This is a genomic window from Natronospirillum sp., assembly GCF_022565775.1.
Taxonomy (GTDB): domain Bacteria; phylum Pseudomonadota; class Gammaproteobacteria; order Pseudomonadales; family Natronospirillaceae; genus Natronospirillum.
Window position 1 is genome coordinate 1 of record NZ_JAIUMC010000023.1, and the last position, 20,074, is coordinate 20,074.

The following is a 20,074-nucleotide window of genomic DNA, read 5'->3' on the forward strand; positions in this document are numbered from 1 at the left end:
GATGAGATTTCTCCCATACGCCCTTAGCAGGGGCGCGCCTTCAGCCACTCGGCCACCTCTCCGAAACACGCGGCGCATGATACCATGCCGATTCAAAAATTAAAGGGAAAGTTCAATAAAATGAAAGGGCTAGGGAGTTCCTGACAATGCTCATCCGGACTCCCTGTATGGCGCCACGCCAGTCAAACACGATTAGCGTTCTTCCTGATCCTCTTCCGGGCCATCCAACTCACGCTGAATGCGCAGATAGATTTCTTCCCGGTGTACCGCTACATCCTTGGGTGCATTCACGCCGATACGGACCTGGTTGCCCTTGACACCCAGCACCGTGACCGTCACTTCATCCCCAATCATCAACGTTTCACCCACGCGACGGGTCAATATCAACATGGTTTCCAATCTCCTGTTATCGGACTCATTCCTGGAGCCTGAGCGTCACAACCGCCAACGTGCCGACAGCGCCTACAACAGACTCGCTTTTGGATCGCGCAAGCGCAAGAATAGCGCGTTTATGCGGTTTCTTCTACCGCATCCAGACCAAAGGCTGAATGGAGTGCCCGCACAGCCAATTCGAGGTATTTCTCTTCGATGACTACGGAGATCTTAATCTCTGACGTGGAGATCAACTGAATATTGATCGACTCTGCAGCCAGGGCGTCAAACATTCTGGAAGCCACTCCCGCATGTGAACGCATGCCCACCCCGACAATGGAGACTTTCGCTATCCGGTCATCGCCCAGAACTTCACGCGCGCCCAAGTCCTCCGTGATCCCTTCCAGTATAGTCTGGGTACGCCGGAAGTCACTTCGGTGCACAGTGAAGGTGAAGTCGGTATTGCCCTCCTCCGAGATATTCTGCACGATCATGTCGACTTCGACGTTGGCCGCACTGACCGGGCCCAGTATCCTGGAGGCGACACCCGGCAGATCCGGCACACCCATGATGCTCAGCTTGCTCTCATCGCGATTGAACGCGATACCGGAAATCACAGGTTTTTCCATTGTTTCATCACCTTCAAGTGTAATCAGGGTGCCCGGCCCGTCGACAAAGCTGGACAGCACGCGCAGGGGGACATTGTATTTTCCGGCAAACTCCACGGCGCGAATCTGCAGCACCTTGGAACCCAGGCTGGCCATTTCCAGCATTTCTTCAAACGTCACCTGAGCCATCCGCCGCGCCTCGGGTACCACCCGTGGATCCGTGGTGTAGACACCATCAACATCAGTATAGATCTGGCACTCGTCTGCCTTGAGAGCAGCCGCCAGAGCTACGCCAGTGGTGTCGGAGCCACCACGACCCAGAGTGGTAATGTTGTCGGCATCGTCCACACCCTGGAATCCCGCTACCACGACCACGCGGCCGGCTGCCAGTTCCTGTTGCATGCTCCCGACATCGATCTGCTGGATTCGTGCCTTGGTATGGGCGCTGTCGGTCTTGATGCCGGCTTGCCAGCCGGTAAAGGACCGCGCCGGGCAATCACGCCGGTGCAGCGCCATACTGAGCAGCGCAATAGTGACCTGCTCTCCTGTGGCCAGCAGTGTATCCATCTCTCTGGGTGTAGGCTCCGGACTGATCTGCTGCGCCAGGCCCACCAGGCGATTGGTCTCGCCCGACATGGCAGACACCACGACCACAACATCATGACCACTGTCACGGGTCTTCTTGACCCGATCGGCCACAGCTTCTATTCGTTCGATACTGCCGACCGAAGTGCCACCATACTTCTGCACGTAAAGTGCCATCGATACGTTTCCCTATACTGTTTCGGCTGTTCAGGCCGCCTTGTCGGATACCCAGGTGCGGGCTGCTGCCAACGCATCATCAATCTTGTCTACATCTTTACCGCCGGCCATGGCGAGATCGGGCTTGCCGCCGCCCTTGCCACCTACCACAGCCGCCGCCGCATTGACCAGGTCGCCGGCACGAAACTGATCAGTCAGATCACGCGTGACGCCAGCCGCCAACTGTACTTTGCCATCCAGTTCGGCCACCACCAGCACAAGGCCAGAGCCCAGTTTGTTCTTGAGCTGGTCGACCAGTTCCCGCATGGCCCGTGCATCGGCCACTTCAACCCGGGCTGCCACCAGGCGCACAGCACCCAGTTGCTCAGCCTGGCTCACCAGGTCACCACCGGCCTGCGCCGCCAGCTTGCTCTGCAGGCGCTCCAGTTCCTTTTCCAGCTCGCGCTGTCGACGCACCAGAGCTTCTGTCTTTTCCGTCAACTGCTCGGGCCTGGCCTTCACCAGTTCGCCCACCTGTCCCAGTTGATCACTGATGCGATTGATCAACTGCAATGCCCGCGGACCGACCACGGCTTCTATACGCCGCACGCCCGCCGAAATACCCTGCTCGCTGACCACTTTCAGCAACCCCATATCACCGGTACGCTGCACATGGGTGCCGCCGCACAGCTCCATGGAAAAATCATCGGTGCCCATGGTCAACACCCGAACCTCTTCATCATACTTTTCGCCAAAGAGCGCCACCGCGCCGCGCGCCTGAGCCTCATCAATGGGCATGATCTCGGTTTGCACCGGGGTATTGGCCAGGATCTGCTGATTGACCCGTTGTTCGATGTCGCGCAACTCGGTCTGGGTTACTGCCGAGAAATGCGCGAAGTCAAAACGCAGCCGCTCGTCGGTCACCAGCGAGCCCTTCTGTTGTACATGGTCACCCAGCACCTCGCGCAATGCGGCATGCAACAGGTGCGTGGCACTGTGGTGCAGCGCGGTCAGATGGCGCTTCTGGCTGTCCACAAAGGTGCCCACCTGATCACCTGCGCGCAGCTCACCATGGGTCAGGCGACCTATATGCAGGTGCGCCTTGCCCTGCTTCTGGCAATCTTCGACCTCGAAAACAGCGGTGTCAGTGCGGATCTGCCCAGTGTCTCCCACCTGACCACCAGACTCGGCATAGAAGGCGGTTTCATCCAGTACCACCACCCCCTGCTGACCCGGCTTCAGTACGTCGACCGGCTGCCCGTCCAGCAGCAGCTTTTCTACCTGCCCGGAAACGGACAGCAATTCATAACCGGCAAAACGAGTTTCTGCATCCAGGTCGGCCAGTCCGGACAGGTCGACATCGAACTTGCTGGCTTGACGACCTTGAGCTCGCTGCTGTTCCATGGCCTTTTCGAACCCCTCAAGGTCCAGTTCCAGTTCTCTTTCCCGGGCAATGTCACCGGTAAGATCGACCGGGAAACCGTAGGTGTCATAGAGGGTAAAAATAGTCTCGCCGGGAATCACCTTGCCCTGCAGGCCGGCGATGGCCTCCTCAAGCAACTTCATGCCATGATCCAGCGTACGTGCGAACTGTTCCTCTTCCTGCAGCAGCACCCGCTCGACCTGAGGCCGCGCGGATTCCAGCTCGGGGTAGGCAGCGGCCATTTCATCAGCAAGAGGAGCGACCAGTCGATGGAAAAAGGGCTCAGTCGCCCCCAGCTTGTTGCCGTGGCGCACCGCGCGTCGAATGATCCGCCGCAGCACGTAGCCGCGCCCTTCATTGGACGGCATAACGCCATCGGTAATCAGAAAGGCGCAGCTGCGGATATGGTCAGCGACCACCCGCAGTGACGGATTGTCCTGGTCAACAGAGCCAGTCACCTTGGCAACCGCCTGCATCAGATTCACGAACAGGTCGATTTCATAGTTGGCGTGCACACCCTGCAGGATGGCCGCCAGTCGTTCCAGCCCCATGCCCGTATCGACGCTGGGTGCCGGCAACGGGTCCATGGTGCCGTCGGCCTGACGATTGTACTGCATGAAGACGACGTTCCAGATTTCGATAAACCGGTCACCGTCTTCTTCGGCAGACCCGGGAGGGCCGCCCCAGATATCTGCACCATGATCATAAAAGACCTCGGTGCAGGGACCACAGGGCCCGGTATCGCCCATCTGCCAGAAGTTGTCAGAGGCGTAGCGCTCACCCTTGTTGTCACCAATACGGATAATGCGATCTTCCGGCAAGCCTATGTCGCGATGCCAGAGATCAAAGGCATCGTCATCCTCGTCATACACGGTAACCAGCAATTTGTCCGCCGGCAGACCCAACTCCTCAGTCAGGAAGGTCCAGGCGAACCGAATGGCTCCCTGCTTGAAATAGTCACCGAAACTGAAGTTGCCCAACATTTCGAAAAAGGTATGGTGGCGTGCGGTATAGCCGACATTCTCCAGATCATTGTGCTTGCCACCGGCCCGCACACAACGCTGAGATGTTGTGGCGCGCTGATAGTTGCGCTTGTCCTGGCCAAGAAACACTTCCTTGAACTGGTTCATGCCTGCGTTGGTGAACAATAGGGTCGGATCATTGTGCGGAACCAGGCTGGAACTCGGCACCACTTCATGCCCGTTGCGGGCAAAAAAATCCAGAAACCGTTGGCGAATCTCAGCGGTTTTCATCTACACACACCGTATCTGCGGAAAAAGTGCCCGCAATGGTACAATGGGGCCGAATTATCGGCAATGGGAGAGACTGGCAACAGGCTCAGTCCAGCGCATCTTCCAGATGTTGCCAGTGGAAACCGCGCTGCTGGAGAAATCGGCTCATGCGGGCCTTTTCCGGCAGATCGTTCGGTGACGTGTGCCCGAACTTGCGCTCCAGCACCTGTGCGGCCTGCTGCTGCCAGTCCCACTGAGCCAGCAGACTGCCTGCAGCGTCATCGGAAATGCCCCGCTGCTGCAGTTCCCAGGCGATCTTCGCTGGGCCCTGACCGCGACTTACGCGCAGGCGCACGTAAGACTCGGCGAACCGCTGGTCGCTCTGCAGGCCCTGATCCGCTAGCGTTTCGACAACAGTGCCGAGTTCCTCCGCAGCCAGATCGGGATATTTGCGGTGCAGACGCTCCATCAGCTCGCGCTGACTATATTCGCGGCGCGCCAGCAGATCCATGGCGGCGTGGCGGGGAGATTTCTGCTGCCCTGTCTTGCCGTCTGGACCTGCTTCTTTTGGATCAAAATCCGGCTCAGCCATGGCGGCTTAACTGTCCTCGACAGTCTCGGTCGCGGCCTCAGATTTCGCGGCTTCGATATCACCCAGATAATGCTTGCGAATCTGTACTTCGATCTCGTCCGCCACGGCCTGGTTCTCTTCCAGAAAGCGCGCCGCATTCGCCTTGCCCTGACCAATCTTGTCGCCCTGATAGCTGTACCAGGCTCCGGCCTTGTCAATCAGACCCAGCTTGACACCCAAGTCGATGACTTCGCCCATGTGATAGATGCCCCGATTATAGAGAATCTGAAACTCGGCCTGCTTGAACGGCGGGGCCACCTTGTTCTTGACCACCTTGACCCGGGTTTCGCTGCCGACCACCTCGTCCCCTTCCTTGACGGTACCGATACGGCGGATATCCAGGCGTACCGAAGAATAGAACTTGAGGGCGTTACCACCGGTGGTGGTTTCGGGCGAACCGAACATGACCCCGATCTTCATGCGAATCTGGTTGATAAAGACCACCAGGCAATTGGCATTCTTGATGTTGCCGGTAATCTTTCGCAGGGCCTGAGACATCAGACGTGCCTGCAAGCCGACGTGCTGATCACCCATGTCCCCTTCGATTTCCGCTCTGGGGGTCAGCGCCGCCACAGAGTCGACGACCACCACATCCACGGCGTTGGAACGCACCAGCATATCGGCGATCTCGAGGGCCTGCTCACCCGTGTCCGGCTGCGACACCAGCAGATCATCCACATTGACGCCCAGCTTCTCTGCATAGGAAGGATCCAGCGCATGCTCGGCATCGATAAAGGCACATGTACCGCCACTTTTCTGCGCCTCGGCGATAACTTGCAGGGTCAATGTTGTCTTGCCCGAGGACTCCGGGCCATAGATCTCAACCACCCGACCTTTCGGCAGACCACCGATGCCAAGCGCGATATCCAGGCCCAGAGAGCCGGTTGAAATGGCCGGAATTCTGACCCGCCCCTGATCGCCCAGACGCATGACCGAGCCCTTGCCAAACTGGCGCTCGATCTGCCCCAGGGCTGCTTCCAATGCTTTGCTGCGATTTTCCGTGCTGCGGTTCTCTGACATGTTTCACCCACAAAGTGCTGTATACATAACCAGTATCATGCCACAGGTGATCCACCTGTGCCAATGCTACGGAGGAATAATTTTCAGTCGATAAATGTCATCAGGCCATCCAGTGACTTTGCCACCGCCTGACGTCTGATCTGATCCCGGTCACCCGCGAACACAAATCGTTCACTGGCTACCCTCTGGTGGTCTGCCCACGCCAGCCAGACTGTCCCCACCGGCTTGTCCGCGGACCCGCCTTCCGGCCCTGCAATGCCGGTCACTGCAACCGCCACCTGGCTACCCAGCGCTTCCAGCGCGCCCTGGGCCATGGCCTCGGCCACCATCTGACTGACCGCGCCCTGCTCCACCAGCGTCATTTCAGGCACCAGCAACAGGCGAACCTTGGCCGCATTGCTGTAGGACAGGATGCCACCGAGAAACCAGCGTGAACTTCCCGGCAACTCGGTACACACCTTGCCGATCCAGCCACCCGTGCAGGACTCCGCCGTACCGAGTGACAGGCGGCGAGCCTGCAATTGCTCCGCGAGTTGCTCGGCCCTGGCCAGCAGCGCCCTGTCATCAAACGCTTTATTCATCTCTTCCCTCTGCTACCATACGGCCGCCTGCACAGGATAACGGACAACGGCATGACAACCAAAGAACATACGCCCATGATGCAGCAATACCTGCGCATAAAAGCCCAGCATCCGCATGACATGCTGTTCTATCGCATGGGCGATTTCTACGAACTGTTCTATGACGATGCCCGGGAGGCCTCGCGGCTGCTCGATATCACGCTGACCGCGCGTGGTCAGAGCGGAGGCAAGCCGATTCCGATGGCCGGCATTCCGTATCATGCCTGTGAAAGTTACATTGCCCGCCTGGTGCGCATGGGACACTCCCTGGCCATCTGCGAGCAGGTGAGCGATCCGGCTACCAGCAAGGGGCCAGTAGATCGCGAGGTGGTGCGCGTCATCACGCCCGGCACCCTGACTGACGAAGCCTTCCTGAACGAAGGCCGGGAAAACTTGCTGGTCGCCCTCTGTGACGGAGCGACGCTCGGCGTGGCCTGGCTGGAACTGAGCACCGGCCACTTCGGCGTTGTCGAGCCGGAAGGCCAGGCGGCGCTGTTATCGGAACTGCAGCGGCTGCGCCCGGCGGAGATTCTGGTCAACGAGCAGGCGACCTGGTCGGAAGATATCAACGAGCTGGGACCGGTGCGCCAGTTGCCCCCCTGGCATTTCGATCACGATACCTGCCACCGTCTTTTGCTGGAGCATTTCGGTACTCGAGACCTGAAAGGTTTCGGCATCGACGACATGCCCAGCGCCATCAATGCGGCCGGTGCACTGCTGGAATATGCCCGCAACACCCAGCGCTCCGACCTCCGCCACCTGCAGCGCATCACCACGGAGCTGCCCGACGATGCCATCGTGCTGGATGCCGCCTCGCGCCGCAATCTGGAGCTCGACATCAATCTGCACGGCGGTGAGGACTTTACGCTCAATGCGGTGCTCAACGACAGCCGCACGCCTATGGGCAAGCGCCTGCTGAGGCGCTGGCTGAACCGGCCCCTGCGGGATCAGCAGGTGCTGAATCAACGGCTGGATTTCAATGAAGGCCTGCAGGCCAGCATGACGGCCGACGAACTGGCTGACCTGTTGACACCGGTCGGTGACATCGAGCGTATCCTCAGCCGCATTTCGCTGCGCTCGGCGCGCCCTCGGGACCTGACCCGGCTGCACCAGACGCTGGAGCAGATACCCGAAATCCGCACTCTGCTGGCTGCCCTGGACAATACACTGGCCGGACAGTTGCACGAGCAGATGCAGCCATTTCCCGACCTGAAATCCCTGCTCGACACGGCGCTGGAAGACAACCCGCCGGTGGTGATTCGCGACGGCGGCGTCATCCGCGAGGGCTACAATGCCGAGCTGGATGAGCTGCGAGCCCTGAGCCAGGGGGCGGGCGATCTGCTCGCTCAGGTGGAAGTCCGGGAGCGCGAACAAACGGGCCTGTCGACGCTCAAGGTGGGCTACAATCGGGTCCATGGTTTCTACATTGAAGTCAGCAAGGCGCAGGCAGACGGCGTACCGGCCCACTACATCCGCCGGCAGACGCTGAAGAATGCTGAGCGCTACATCATCGACGAGCTGAAGGAACATGAAGACCGGGTACTGAGCAGCAAAAGCCGCGCCCTGACGCTGGAAAAGCGGCTGTATGAAGAATTGCTGGACCAGTTGCTGGACCGGCTCAGCGAGCTGCAGCAGACGGCTGCGGCGCTGGCAGAAACGGATGTGCTCTGCTGCCTGACCCGACAGGCCGATCGCCTCGACTGGGCCAGACCCGAGCTGGTCTCAGAGCCAACCCTGGACATTCGCGCCGGCCGCCACCCGGTGGTAGAGGCGGTCAGCAATCATCCCTTCGTTCCCAACGATCTCAGAGTCGATGCAGACAGCCCCATGTGGGTGGTCACTGGGCCGAATATGGGCGGCAAATCCACCTATATGCGCCAGAATGCGTTGATTGCCATACTGGCGCACATCGGCAGCTATGTGCCGGCAGACAAGGCCGTGGTGGGCGATCTGGACCGCATTTTCACGCGCATGGGCAGCAGCGACGATATCGCCGGCGGGCGCTCGACCTTCATGGTGGAAATGACCGAAACGGCCAATATCCTCAACAATGCCACGGCCCGCAGTCTGGTATTGATGGATGAGGTCGGACGGGGCACCTCCACCTTTGACGGCCTGTCTATCGCCTGGGCGGCTGCCGAGCATATTGCCCGCGCCAACAGAGCACTGTGCCTGTTTGCCACGCACTATTTCGAACTCACAGCCCTTGCAGACCGGGAAGACGGGGTGGGCAATCTGCATCTGAACGCTACCGAGCATGAAGACCATATCGTGTTCCTGCATCAGGTGTTGGAAGGCCCGGCCAGCCAGAGTTATGGCATTCAGGTTGCCAAGCTCGCCGGAGTCCCGACAACAGTCCTGCGGGAGGCGCAGCAAAAGCTGCAGGCCCTGGAGGATCAATCGGTGAGGCACAGCCGTACCACCCCGTCAGCCAACAGCAATGCCAGACAGACTGACATGCCGGCGCAAGGCGACCTGTTTGTGCAGGGTCAAAGCCCGGCGCTGGACGCCCTCAAGGCACTGGAGTTGAATGACATGACGCCCAGACAGGCGCTCGAATGGCTGTATGAATGGCAACAGAAGATCTGAGCGCCCCGACGTGGGCAGATTGTAAGCTAATAGCCAAAAATTATGGTCAGATTTCGCTATCAGGGCCTTATTGGCTTGTCCGGCGGGTCACCGGCCAATAGAATACCGCCAGCATCCCGGCATCATATTCAGGAGAAAGTTCAATGGCGTTTGTCGTTCTGGACAACTGCATCAAGTGCAAGTACACAGACTGCGTGGAAGTATGTCCGGTTGACTGCTTCTATGAAGGGCCGAATTTCCTGGTCATTCACCCTGACGAGTGTATCGACTGTGCTCTGTGTGAGCCCGAGTGCCCTGCAGAAGCCATCCTGTCTGAAGATGAAGTACCCGAAGACCAGCAGGACTATATTGAGCTGAATGCCGAACTGGCAGAAATCTGGCCCAATATTACAGAGAAAAAGGATCCGTCACCGGATGCTGACGACTGGAAGGATGTGCCGAACAAGCGGCAATATCTGGAAAAATAGTACAGATGTCAGGCCCCTCTCAGGGCGTGAGTCCTTCGCACCTTCAGAGAGACTGGAAAGCCGGTGAGAGAATACTCACCGGCGCATACTTAAAGACAAAATCAACGTCTACGACGAGGCCGTTGCTCGTCAACCCGAACCGGCACAACCCGGTGATCAGGAGCCTGGTCTCTGCCCATGGCCACCCAAGCCAACAACCCGGCTGCCACCAAACCTATAGCCAATAAAGCTATCATCTCACGCCCTCCTCTTCAGACATACTGTCTGTATGTACGTTCAGTTTAGCGCTCGGATGCCACTGCTACAGTGCCATTGACGGCACCTTTTCGGATAACCGCTGCACTCAGGGGAATCCGATGGTCACCCGCACTCCGCCAGGGTGAGATACGGTCAATCACTGAACACAGACGTTGCAGAGAGCCCCTGTTTTTCCATGATATCGCGCAGTCGTCTGAGCGCTTCGACCTGAATCTGGCGAACCCGCTCGCGGGTCAGGCCGATTTCGTGCCCGACCTCTTCCAGAGTATTGGTTTCATATCCACGCAAACCGAAGCGACGGATAACGACTTCACGCTGCTTTTCCGACAGGTCGTTCAGCCATTCGTCTATGCTGGCTTTCAAGTCGGTGTCCTGCAGACTGGCTTCAGGGTCCGCACGATCATGCTCATCGGCAATGGTTTCCAGTACAGTGCGCTCTGAATTGGGACCCAGCGGTGTGTCTACCGAAGTAACCCGCTCATTGAGCCCCTGCATTCTCTGTACTTCTTCCAGCGGCTTGTCCAGCAGCTCTGCGATTTCTTCCGCAGAGGGCTCATGATCCAGCTTCTGGCTAAGTTCGCGAGCCGCGCGCAAATAGACGTTGAGCTCTTTCACTACATGAATCGGCAGGCGGATGGTCCGGGTGCTGTTCATGATGGCGCGTTCGATGGTCTGCCGTATCCACCAGGTCGCATAGGTAGAAAAGCGGAAGCCCCGCTCCGGATCAAACTTCTCTACCGCTCTGATCAGGCCCAGATTGCCTTCTTCGATCAGGTCAAGCAGTGGCAGGCCCCGGTTGATATAGCGGCGTGCAATCTTGACCACCAGTCGCAGATTGCTCTCGATCATCCGCTTGCGACCGGATTCCTCGCCTTTTTGCACCAGGCGCGCAAAGTAGACTTCTTCTTCTGCAGTCAGCAACGGTGAAAAGCCGATTTCATTCAGATAAAGTTGAGTGGCATCCAGCGTTTTCTGGTAATCCGCCGACACCTCTTCGGTTTCGGCTTCAGGCCGCCCCATTGCCTGCGATGACGACTCGGCAGCGAGATCAAGCATGACCTCTCCACTTTCGAGGTCTTCAGTGGGCTCGCCTTTCACTGCGGGCCGCAGTGAATGCCGTGGACTTTCCTGCGCATTGCTTTGCCGTGCCATTACCATATCCAAACCTCCCCGTCTCGGACTGCTTCTCACTGACCCGGGTCGGCCCGAAGACGGTCGAGCCTGAAGCGGATTCAGTATTCCCTGATGTACGGCGGCGTTGGTTCAGCGTCGGGGTAGGAACCCTACCGGGTCAACGGGCTTGCCTTCCTGGCGGATCTCGAAGTGGAGCAGAGGTGTATCCCCCCGGTTTCCTACTTCGGCGATCACCTCGCCCTGACTGACCTCCTGTTGCTCGTCCACGTTGATCGTCCGGGTGTGCGCATAGGCACTCAACATTCTGCCCGGATGTTCCAGGATGATGAGGTTGCCGTAACCGCGCAACCCATCACCTGCGTAGACGACTTTACCATCGGCAGCCGCACGAACAGACTCACCCAAGGGGGCATCGATATCAATACCTTTTGATCCAGACGCTCCGTCAGAGAACGCTCGAACTATATTCCCTTCCACGGGCCATATCCAATTGGCAACAGCATTGGGATCCGCCGGAGGAGGTGTGATGGGGGCGGCGGCAATTTGACGATCTTCACTGGCCTCGGAAGGTCGGCTGGGTGCCGGCTGCGACCCTGAGGAGCTACTGGACGCTGATGAAGAAGGTGTATCCCGTGAGGTGGCGGTGGCCCGCATATCCAGCTCCTGGCCCGGCACAATGGTGTAGGGCTCGGGTATATTGTTGGCCTCTGCGACCTCCCTGAAATCACGCGCGTAGCGGAAAGATATGGAATACAGCGTGTCACCGCGCTGAACACGATAACGATCCGGAAGATTCTCTTCCTGACGCGGTGGCGGTGGTGTTCCCGCCGATTGACTGGTGCCTGGTGAGGTTGAAGAAGAGGGCCGGGATGGCACGCTGGCCTGCCGTTCCCGGTCCGTGGCGCCGCCATTGGCGGGAAGATTTTCCAGCGCTATCCAGTCGGGATTGTTGGCGCAGGCCGAAAGCAACAATACGCCTGAAAACTGCAACAGGCGCTTCGACCAACGGCTGGCCGCAGAAAGCCAATACTTTGACTGCTTAGCGCTCATCTGGACGACCTGTGTCTCCGCAAAATTGTTATTGTTTGTAATCGGATCTGTTAAGAAATTTCACCGATAGAACCAAAGAATCTAAAAAAGCCATTCGGTCATAGTGCTCTGTCAGCAGCACCGACAGCCAGTCGATGGCGCCACCAGGTCAGCCCGCCATAGACCAGCATCCCCGCCAGCAGCACCAGTATACCCAACCACAATTCTGACGCACCTTCGGGCAATCGCACCTGCAATTGCGCCCTGCCCGATTCCAGTTGCCACGGCCAAAGCCTGGGCATCGCCCCGGCCACAATACCGCACATGCCAGCCAGAGCAAGATTACCGTATTCTCGCATCAGCCAGTGTAACAGACGCGAAAACACCAATATGCCAGACGCGCAGCCGGTAGCAAACGCCAACAGCAGCGGCCAGTCCAGTGTCCGCACCGCTTCTACTGCCGGGGCATACATACCCAGCAGCAACAATATCAGGCTGCCGGATATACCGGGCAGGATCATTGCCGTTATGGCCAGCATGCCACCCAGAAACAGCCAGGCCAGCGTGACCTCCAACGTTACTCCGCCGGCCACTACCGTAATCAGCGCCATCAATGCGCCCCCCAGAGCCACCAGGCCCTCCACCCAGCCCCAACTGACACGGCGGACAATATCCCGCAGCGCCAGCAACAGAACACCGAGAAAGAAACTCCACAGCACAACCGGCTGCTCACTGAGCAACCAGCCCACCAGGTGGCTCATCAACAGGATAGACGTCAGGATGCCGGTCAGCAGGACCAGCAGAAAAGTGCCGTCAATCTGCTGCCAGACTGACCTGAGCTGACCGCGGGCCAACTGACCCAGCAGCTTGAAGCGAAAGGACGCCAGCGCCTCGATCAGGCGCGCATAGATACCGGTTATCAAGGCAATGGTACCGCCGGAAATACCCGGCACCATATCCGCAATGCCCATCAGCAGACCGCGAGCGAACCAGCCCGACCACAGTTGTTTCAGTTCGGTCATGGCTTTCTCCCGGCAGCCTTGTCTTGTCCTGCGACCAGCGGTACAAAGTAGACTGGCTCAATATCCTCCTGCTGCCACTCATCCCCAAAACGCTGCACGCGCAGCAGCCGTTGGTCAGCCCCCGGCCCAACGGGAATGATCAGTGTTCCGCCGTCTGGCGACAATTGGTCCAGCAGCGCCTGTGGCACGGTCTCCGGAGCAGCAGTACACAGAATACCCTGAAAAGGTGCCTGCTCGGGCAGGCCCCAGTGGCCATCAGAAAGGTGAAACCGGATGTTGTCCAGGCGTTGCTCGCGACAGCGTCGCCGAGCTTTCTGCTGCAGGGATCGAATACGCTCCACTGTATGCAGCGACCGCACCAGATGGGCCAGCACGCTGGTCTGATACCCTGAGCCGGTGCCGATTTCCAGCACCTGCCCGAGACGAACTGGCCGGCGCACCTGCGCCAGAGCGGCGTCATCAAGCAGGCTCTCGCGCAGCAGACTGGTCATGCGCGCCACAGTATAGCTGTTGGACAGGGTCTGGCCGTACCCGATCGGCAGGGACACATCGTCATAGGTGCGATGCGCCAGGGCTTCGTCCACAAACCAGTGTCGCGGCACGCGAAACAACACATCCAGCACCGGCTCATCGGTAATGCCGCGCTCGCGCAGTCGCTCGACCATGCGCCGGCGAGTGCGCTCCGAGGTCATACCAATGCCCTGCAGCCTCGAAATGGGTGTTGCGTCAGGTGTGGTCATGCCTCGTCAGTCCTGTACTTCTTCCGGTTGATCGGTCAGACGCGTCTCGCAAAGAGCCTGCACAATAGTCGTGGCGAAGCCACCTGGTGGCAAATCAAACGCCAGCTGCCAGCCAGTCCCGTCAGGCGTGGGTTGCGCCGCAAGATTTTCAGGCACCAGCACGGTGGGTCTGCGTGCACATTCTACGCGGCGTTCACACAGTTGGTCTATCCACACCGACCAGTCGGCCAGCATCTCCCGCTCCGTTGCAGCTGGCCCGAGGCGCTCATCGCGCACCAGGCCCGGCAGCCATGCCGTTGGGCTGAGCTCTCCGGCGGCAAACAGGGCATCAATCCGGGCTTCAGGTTCCTGCAGCAGGAAACCGGCCGCCGACCCGCGCCAGGCCAGCCATTCTCCGGTTCTGACCGACCGCCAGTCGCCGCTGTGTACCCGGGCGGCCAGTTGCAGATTGAACAGATGGCTGCGCATGGCTGAAATCTGGAACCCCCTGGCCTCGCGCTCGGCAGACCAGACAATCGGTTTCGGCTCAGGCCGGAACTCATGGCCAAACCGCTGCGGACCGAAATAGTTGGGCACACCAAAGTTCGAGATATCGGCCAGACGCCGACTCAGTTGGTCCTGGTCAGGCGTCCAGTCACGCAGGGTAAGCAGAAAGCGATTGCCCAGATGCTGTCCGCGCCGCAGTTTACGGTTGGCCCAGCGACTGTCGATAATGCGAAACTCGGCATGTTCGGGCCATTCCGGCAAGGGCTCTCGATCTGCCCGCCCCGGCAGGTAGACGCTGAACCACTGGCGGGTCAGGGCATGACGGTCCTTGCGCCCGGCATAGCCGACGTGACGCGCTCTGACTCCCAGAGCCTCGGCCAACTGCCGAGCTACCCAGCCGGTGTTGGCGCCTCGCTTCTCGACGCAGAGCCACAGGTGTTCACGCTGCCCGGGCGCCGCTGGCGGGGGCAGGTCCAGGTGTTCGATCACTACAAAATCTTCGGGAGTGCTGCGCAGCAGAGCCGAGCCCAGGGGTTCTCCCCAGGCCGTCGGCAAGATCGTCTCGGTCACCGTAAGCGGCCCAGCAGCACCACCGCATGAGTCGCTATTCCTTCGCGGCGACCAATATAGCCCAGCTTTTCCGTGGTGGTCGCCTTGACATTGATGCTGTCGGTTGGCGCTCCGAGAACTGCGGCAAGGTGGTCCGTCATGGCGCTGCGATAAGGCTGAAGTTTCGGTGTCTGTGCGACCACAGTGACGTCGAGGTTCACCAGTCCATAGCCCCGCTCTTTTGCCTGCTGCCAGACCTGCCGCAGCAGTACGGTGCTGTCGGCCCCGGACCAGTGCGGATCCGTATCCGGAAAATGTGTGCCGATGTCGCCCAGCGCCAGCGCCCCGAGCACGGCATCCATAATGGCATGCAGCACCACATCACCGTCGGAGTGAGCCAGCAACGTGCGCTCCACCGGCACATCGACACCGCCCAGTTTCTGCACGCCTGCCGTTTGCTCATCGGTAAACCGGTGCACGTCAAAGCCATGGCCTATACGCAGGTCATTCATCACGATTCAGTATCCATTCAATCAGTTCCAGATCTTCCGGCTCAGTCAGCTTGCTGTTCTGCCAGTGGCCCCGCACCAGGCCTACCCGGTGCCCGGCTGCCTGCATGGCGGAGGCTTCGTCGGTGATCACTTGACCGGAGTCCTGTCCGGCCTGCAAGGCAGAAGCCAACGGGCCGGCGCGAAAACATTGCGGCGTCTGTGCCAGCCAGATGGTGTCGCGATCCAGTGTGTCCAGCACCTCGACCACAGCCGAGGTCTGCTTGACGGTATCACGCGCCGGCAAGGCAAGAATTGCGCCCTCGTCATGTTGCACGCACCAGGCCATCAGTGCGCTGACATCCCGGGGTCTGACACCAGGGCGCGCCGCATCATGCACCAACACCCAGGTATCTTCGCCCTGAGCAGCCATCAGATGACGCAGGCCGGCCAGTACCGAGTCGGCACGCTCTGCCCCGCCTGCCACCGGGGCGACCGGCACAGCAAGAGCTTCAATGTCTTCATGGGTTGTGCCATCTGCAGTCACCAGCACTATGCCGGCCAGCCCGGGGGTTCGGGCCAGGCGATGCAGCGTGTGCGCCAGAATGGATTTGCCGGCCACCTGCAGAAACTGTTTGGGCTGATCCAGGCCCATCCGCCGCCCGACACCGGCGGCCGGGACGATAGCCCAGAAGGACTGTCCGGAAGTCGTCATCGGAGACCTACTCACGGATAAAGAGGTAGAAGGTTTCATCTTCGCGCGTCAGGCCCAGGCGCTCCCGAATCTGCTCTTCCATGGCATCCGGGTTGTCGCTGTCGCGCAAAGAATCCAGCTGCGCCCTCAGCTGTTCATTGATTTCTCGCTGGACTCTGATTTCTGACTGCAACTCGGATACCTCGGCCTGCAGTTGCCTGATCTCGGACAGGCTGTTGTGTCCGAACCACAAGCGGCCTTGCAGGTATAATAGACTCAGTATCAGTGCGGCAAGCAACGCCTTTTTCATTCACCACCTGTGAGTGCCGCGCAGGAAACGGAAACCCAGAGAAACTCTGGGCGCACAGAATACTGGTTGGAGGACGGTTTGACCAGTTACAATGCTCCGCAGAAGCCTTTCAGGGAGTCCGTCTTGGCCTTACGTGTACCCGCCATTCTCGACATAGAGGCGTCCGGTTTCGGACGTGGCAGTTATCCGATCGAAGTGGGCGTGGCCATGCCGGACCGCTCTGTGGTCAGCCATCTGATCGCCCCGGATCCGGACTGGACACACTGGAGCGACGATGCGGAAGCCCTGCACGGGCTGTCCAGAGATCTGCTCAGCGAGAAAGGGTTTTCCCCACGCCAGGTGGCCGAACAGCTCAATCTGCTGCTCGAGGGCCAGGTGGTCTATTCTGATGGCTGGGGTGTGGACAGCGGCTGGCTGGCACTGCTTTTTTACTACGCCGGAATGCGCCAGGCCTTTCAACTGGAAACGCTGACCCGGATTCTCAGTGAGGATCAACTGGCCTTGTGGGACGATACGCGGGATGCACTCTTTGCGGCCAATGACGGGCGCCGACATCGGGCGGGGTTCGATGCACGAATCCTGCAGGACACTTATATTGAGACCTGGGAGCAGCTGCAGTCTGCCGCCCGGGACCGAAAGCTCTGAGCGGAGATCAATCACTCATGACCGGACCCGTACAGCAATCGATCGAAGACAAGCTCACCGATGCCCTGCATCCGACCTATCTGCAAGTCGACAATGAAAGCCACATGCACAATGTACCTCCCGGCTCCGAGAGTCACTTCAAGGTAACGCTGGTGGCCGACATGCTGAAGGGTCTGCCCCCGGTGCGTCGTCATCAGACAGTCTATGAAGCGCTGAAAAAAGAGATGGCCGGCCCTGTGCATGCGCTCGCCATTCATGCCTACGCCCCGGACGAATGGCAGGGTCAGGCTCCCGACTCACCCGCTTGTCGTGGTGGCAGTGGGCAATAAGAGCACCCCCTCCGGGACCAAAGGTTTCGCCGGAAAAGTGCAAAGTGAGGCCAACCCGGAGGGGCTTCATTCATGACACTTTTTCGCCAGTGTTATGGAATCAGGGGCCTCTTTTGGGGTATCGTCTCGGCATCAAGTGGAGCGCAGCAGCATTCTGATGCGCCCCGCTGACTTCAGGATTATGGATAAAGGCTTACTTCAATGACAGAACGACTCAGTTCACTGGACAAAGAACAGTTGGTGCAATGCGGCCATGGCGAGCTGTTCGGTCCCGGCAACGCCCAACTGCCCGTCAAGGAGATGCTGATGCTGGATCGCATCACCCACATCTCCGCCGACTCCGGTGAATTTGGTAAAGGCCAGATCATTGCCGAACTCGACATCGACCCTGAGCTCTGGTTTTTCGCCTGTCACTTTCCCGGCGACCCGGTCATGCCCGGCTGTCTGGGCCTGGATGCCATGTGGCAGCTGGTCGGATTCTTTCTGGGCTGGAAGGGCAACCCGGGTCGCGGTCGGGCGCTGGGGTCTGGCGAAGTGAAGTTCACCGGCCAGGTGCTGCCGGAAAACAAGCTGGTCCGCTACAATATACAGATGAAGCGCGTGATCGAACGCAAACTCGTAATGGGTATTGCCGACGGCACCGTCGAAGTGGACGGCAAAATAATTTATACCGCTAAAGACCTGCGTGTTGGACTCTTCACGTCCGGTCAGATGGAGGGCTGATATGCGTCGTGTAGTCGTCACAGGTATGGGTATCGCATCCTGTCTGGGCAATGACCTGGAGACAGTGACAGAGAGCCTGCGCCAAATGAAGTCCGGCATCCGCAACGTCGAGGAATATCAGACACACGGGATGCGCAGCCACGTTGCCGGCCGCCCCGAACTCGACCTGCAGGAGCACATTGATCGCAAGACATTGCGCTTCATGGGCGATGCTGCCGCCTATGCCTATTACAGCATGGCCAAGGCCATTGAGCAGGCCGGGCTCACCGAAGCCGAATACTCCCACCCCCGTGTCGGACTGATTGCCGGCTCTGGTGGTGCGTCGTCGGCCAATCAGGTCGAAGCGGCTGACGCGCTGCGCGACAAAGGACTGAAGCGTGTAGGCCCTTACCGGGTGACCCAGACCATGGGCAGTACGGTATCGGCCTGCCTGGCGACGCCCTTCAAGATCAAGGGCATCAACTATTCGATCACTTCAGCCTGCGCCACCAGTGCCCACTGCATTGGCAATGCAATGGAGCAGATTCAACTGGGCAAGCAGGACATCGTCTTTGCCGGTGGCGGCGAAGAGGAACACTGGACCCTGTCCAGCCTGTTCGATGCCATGGGCGCCCTGTCGACCAAATACAATGAAACGCCCGAAAAAGCCTCCCGCCCCTATGACGCTGACCGCGACGGCTTCGTTATCGCCGGTGGTGGTGGCATGCTGGTGCTGGAAGAACTGGAGCACGCCAAGGCTCGGGGCGCTACCATCATTGCAGAGCTGGTAGGCTATGGCGCCACCTCGGACGGCTACAATATGGTCGCCCCCAGCGGTGAAGGCGCCATCCGATGCATGCAGCAGGCCATGAGCACGGTGGAAGGCGACATCGACTATATCAATGCGCACGGCACCAGCACCCCGGCCGGTGATACGGCAGAACTGGGGGCCGTCAGGGAAGCCTTTGCCGGACGCAAGGTGCCACTGGTGGCGTCAACCAAGTCGCTGACTGGCCACTCACTGGGGGCTACCGGTGTGCAGGAAGCCATCTACTCGCTGTTGATGCTGCAGAACAACTTCATTGCCGGGTCGGCCAATGTCGACACCCTGGACCCCAATGCCGAAGGCTGCAACATCCTGACGGAAACCCGTGAAGGTGTGACGCTGAACCGGGTCATGTCGAACAGTTTCGGCTTTGGTGGTACCAACTCGACCCTGGTCTTTCAGCGTTATTCCGGAAATTAGGAACCTGGCTGTGAGCTGGACGCATGACGGTCGAAAGTAGACGGTTGACAGCAGACAGTGAACCACCGGTTGCAGCAGACGAACAGCAGTCCAAGCTGCAATCGGTCCAGATGCTGGCTGATTCGCTGATGGCCCGTTACCTTCCGGGCTGGCAGTTCAGTTTCAACAGACAGCGCCGAACCCTTGGCCTTTGCCGCTACAGCGAGCGCCGGATCGAGCTTTCACGGCCACATGCAGAAGCCGGCAGCATGGCGCAAGCGCGCGAAACACTCCTGCATGAAATCGCCCACGCGCTTGCTGGCCCAGGCACAGGCCATGGCCCTGCATGGCAACGCCAGATGCGCCTGCTGAATGTCGAACCGACCATCACCGCCAACCCCGACTACCAACTGAAAGACTACCGATGGGCCCTGCTGCGTCGCGAAGGTGATCAACTGCACTGGATCGCTGGCCGCTATCGCCGGCCGAAAGACTGTGCGCGCATGGCGTTGCGAGGCCGTCCGGACACCCTTGGTTCGGTCTACTACTGTGCGTTCAGTGACTTCCGGGCCTGGCAGGACGGCACCCTGTCCTTGAGCGCCCTGGAGTTGCTGCAATAGCGCTTCTGGCCATGCCCGGAGCATCAGAGCGACCTGCACAGCCATTATTTGTGAATTATTCTCCACAGCACTGGTCGACCACTGGCACTCAGGCTAAGATGCTGGACATTGGTCTGTGTCTTACAGCCCCCGAAAATCAA

Annotated in this window: 20 protein-coding genes and 1 pseudogene; 7 read left to right on the forward strand and 14 right to left on the reverse strand. The window is 59.3% G+C overall.

All coding sequences use genetic code 11. The annotated features are described in order from the left end of the window. Positions 1-192: 192 nt before the first annotated feature. The 6 genes and pseudogenes from csrA to LAT62_RS06690 all read right to left on the reverse strand — a co-directional run bounded on the left by csrA (position 193) and on the right by LAT62_RS06690 (position 6,608). The gene (gene csrA, locus LAT62_RS06665) at positions 193-390 is read right to left on the reverse strand and encodes a carbon storage regulator CsrA (RefSeq protein WP_293380871.1); all 198 of its coding nucleotides are present in this window, start codon (positions 388-390) and stop codon (positions 193-195) included. A 119-nt stretch (positions 391-509) separates the two neighbouring features. Then, the gene (locus LAT62_RS06670; protein WP_293380874.1) at positions 510-1,742 is read right to left on the reverse strand and encodes an aspartate kinase; all 1,233 of its coding nucleotides are present in this window, start codon (positions 1,740-1,742) and stop codon (positions 510-512) included. Between the two features lie 30 nt (positions 1,743-1,772). Further along, positions 1,773-4,397, reverse strand: a complete 2,625-nt coding sequence (gene alaS, locus LAT62_RS06675; protein WP_293380877.1) for an alanine--tRNA ligase — start codon at positions 4,395-4,397, stop codon at positions 1,773-1,775. 85 nt (positions 4,398-4,482) lie between these two features. Continuing rightward, positions 4,483-4,968, reverse strand: a complete 486-nt coding sequence (locus tag LAT62_RS06680) for a regulatory protein RecX (RefSeq protein WP_293380878.1) — start codon at positions 4,966-4,968, stop codon at positions 4,483-4,485. 72 nt (positions 4,969-5,040) lie between these two features. Continuing rightward, positions 5,041-6,027, reverse strand: a pseudogene (recA, locus tag LAT62_RS06685) (recombinase RecA); the annotation flags it as partial. 83 nt (positions 6,028-6,110) lie between these two features. Continuing rightward, on the reverse strand, positions 6,111-6,608 hold the full coding sequence (locus tag LAT62_RS06690; RefSeq protein WP_293380884.1) for a CinA family protein: 498 nt from the start codon (positions 6,606-6,608) through the stop codon (positions 6,111-6,113). A 51-nt stretch (positions 6,609-6,659) separates the two neighbouring features. Here LAT62_RS06690 and mutS point away from each other — a divergent pair, with 51 nt between their 5' ends. Further along, complete coding sequence (gene mutS / locus LAT62_RS06695; protein WP_293380887.1) at positions 6,660-9,236, forward strand: DNA mismatch repair protein MutS; 2,577 nt, start codon at positions 6,660-6,662, stop codon at positions 9,234-9,236. A gap of 143 nt (positions 9,237-9,379) precedes the next feature. Then, positions 9,380-9,703: a ferredoxin FdxA gene (gene fdxA / locus LAT62_RS06700; RefSeq protein WP_293380890.1), complete on the forward strand. Its 324-nt coding sequence runs from the start codon at positions 9,380-9,382 to the stop codon at positions 9,701-9,703. A 390-nt stretch (positions 9,704-10,093) separates the two neighbouring features. Here the strand turns inward: fdxA and rpoS are convergent, their stop codons facing one another. The 8 genes from rpoS to LAT62_RS06740 all read right to left on the reverse strand — a co-directional run bounded on the left by rpoS (position 10,094) and on the right by LAT62_RS06740 (position 16,413). After that, positions 10,094-11,017 carry an RNA polymerase sigma factor RpoS gene (gene rpoS, locus LAT62_RS06705; protein WP_293380952.1) on the reverse strand — a complete coding sequence of 308 codons (924 nt, stop codon included), beginning with the start codon at positions 11,015-11,017 and terminating at the stop codon, positions 10,094-10,096. Positions 11,018-11,224: 207 nt separating this feature from the next. Next, a complete protein-coding gene (locus LAT62_RS06710; protein ID WP_293380893.1) occupies positions 11,225-12,145 on the reverse strand; it encodes a peptidoglycan DD-metalloendopeptidase family protein in 921 nt (306 codons plus the stop codon). A 98-nt stretch (positions 12,146-12,243) separates the two neighbouring features. Then, complete coding sequence (locus LAT62_RS06715; protein ID WP_293380896.1) at positions 12,244-13,146, reverse strand: DUF368 domain-containing protein; 903 nt, start codon at positions 13,144-13,146, stop codon at positions 12,244-12,246. Then, positions 13,143-13,886, reverse strand: a complete 744-nt coding sequence (locus LAT62_RS06720) for a protein-L-isoaspartate(D-aspartate) O-methyltransferase (protein ID WP_293380899.1) — start codon at positions 13,884-13,886, stop codon at positions 13,143-13,145. Before LAT62_RS06720 ends, LAT62_RS06715 begins: the two co-directional genes overlap by 4 nt. A 6-nt stretch (positions 13,887-13,892) precedes the next feature. Beyond that, positions 13,893-14,942, reverse strand: a complete 1,050-nt coding sequence (gene truD / locus LAT62_RS06725; RefSeq protein WP_293380902.1) for a tRNA pseudouridine(13) synthase TruD — start codon at positions 14,940-14,942, stop codon at positions 13,893-13,895. Beyond that, positions 14,939-15,433 (reverse strand): 2-C-methyl-D-erythritol 2,4-cyclodiphosphate synthase, encoded by a 495-nt coding sequence (gene ispF / locus LAT62_RS06730; protein WP_293380905.1) that lies wholly within the window; start codon positions 15,431-15,433, stop codon positions 14,939-14,941. Before ispF ends, truD begins: the two co-directional genes overlap by 4 nt. After that, the gene (ispD, locus tag LAT62_RS06735; RefSeq protein WP_293380908.1) at positions 15,426-16,124 is read right to left on the reverse strand and encodes a 2-C-methyl-D-erythritol 4-phosphate cytidylyltransferase; all 699 of its coding nucleotides are present in this window, start codon (positions 16,122-16,124) and stop codon (positions 15,426-15,428) included. The genes ispF and ispD overlap by 8 nt, the downstream gene beginning before the upstream one ends. Positions 16,125-16,131: 7 nt before the next feature. Further along, positions 16,132-16,413 carry a septum formation initiator family protein gene (locus tag LAT62_RS06740; protein WP_293380911.1) on the reverse strand — a complete coding sequence of 94 codons (282 nt, stop codon included), beginning with the start codon at positions 16,411-16,413 and terminating at the stop codon, positions 16,132-16,134. 123 nt (positions 16,414-16,536) lie between these two features. Between LAT62_RS06740 and LAT62_RS06745 the strand changes: the two genes are divergently transcribed. The 5 genes from LAT62_RS06745 to LAT62_RS06765 all read left to right on the forward strand — a co-directional run bounded on the left by LAT62_RS06745 (position 16,537) and on the right by LAT62_RS06765 (position 19,934). Next, on the forward strand, positions 16,537-17,058 hold the full coding sequence (locus tag LAT62_RS06745; RefSeq protein ID WP_293380914.1) for a hypothetical protein: 522 nt from the start codon (positions 16,537-16,539) through the stop codon (positions 17,056-17,058). A gap of 17 nt (positions 17,059-17,075) precedes the next feature. Continuing rightward, entirely contained in the window at positions 17,076-17,387 is a 312-nt protein-coding gene (locus tag LAT62_RS06750; protein WP_293380917.1) for a BolA/IbaG family iron-sulfur metabolism protein, read from the forward strand. 201 nt (positions 17,388-17,588) lie between these two features. Further along, positions 17,589-18,110, forward strand: coding sequence for a 3-hydroxyacyl-[acyl-carrier-protein] dehydratase FabA (gene fabA, locus LAT62_RS06755; protein WP_293380920.1), 522 nt, complete (start codon positions 17,589-17,591; stop codon positions 18,108-18,110). A 1-nt stretch (position 18,111) separates the two neighbouring features. After that, positions 18,112-19,335: a beta-ketoacyl-ACP synthase I gene (fabB, locus tag LAT62_RS06760; protein WP_293380923.1), complete on the forward strand. Its 1,224-nt coding sequence runs from the start codon at positions 18,112-18,114 to the stop codon at positions 19,333-19,335. A gap of 23 nt (positions 19,336-19,358) precedes the next feature. Then, on the forward strand, positions 19,359-19,934 hold the full coding sequence (locus LAT62_RS06765) for a SprT-like domain-containing protein (protein ID WP_293380926.1): 576 nt from the start codon (positions 19,359-19,361) through the stop codon (positions 19,932-19,934). The last annotated feature ends 140 nt before the right edge of the window (positions 19,935-20,074 follow it).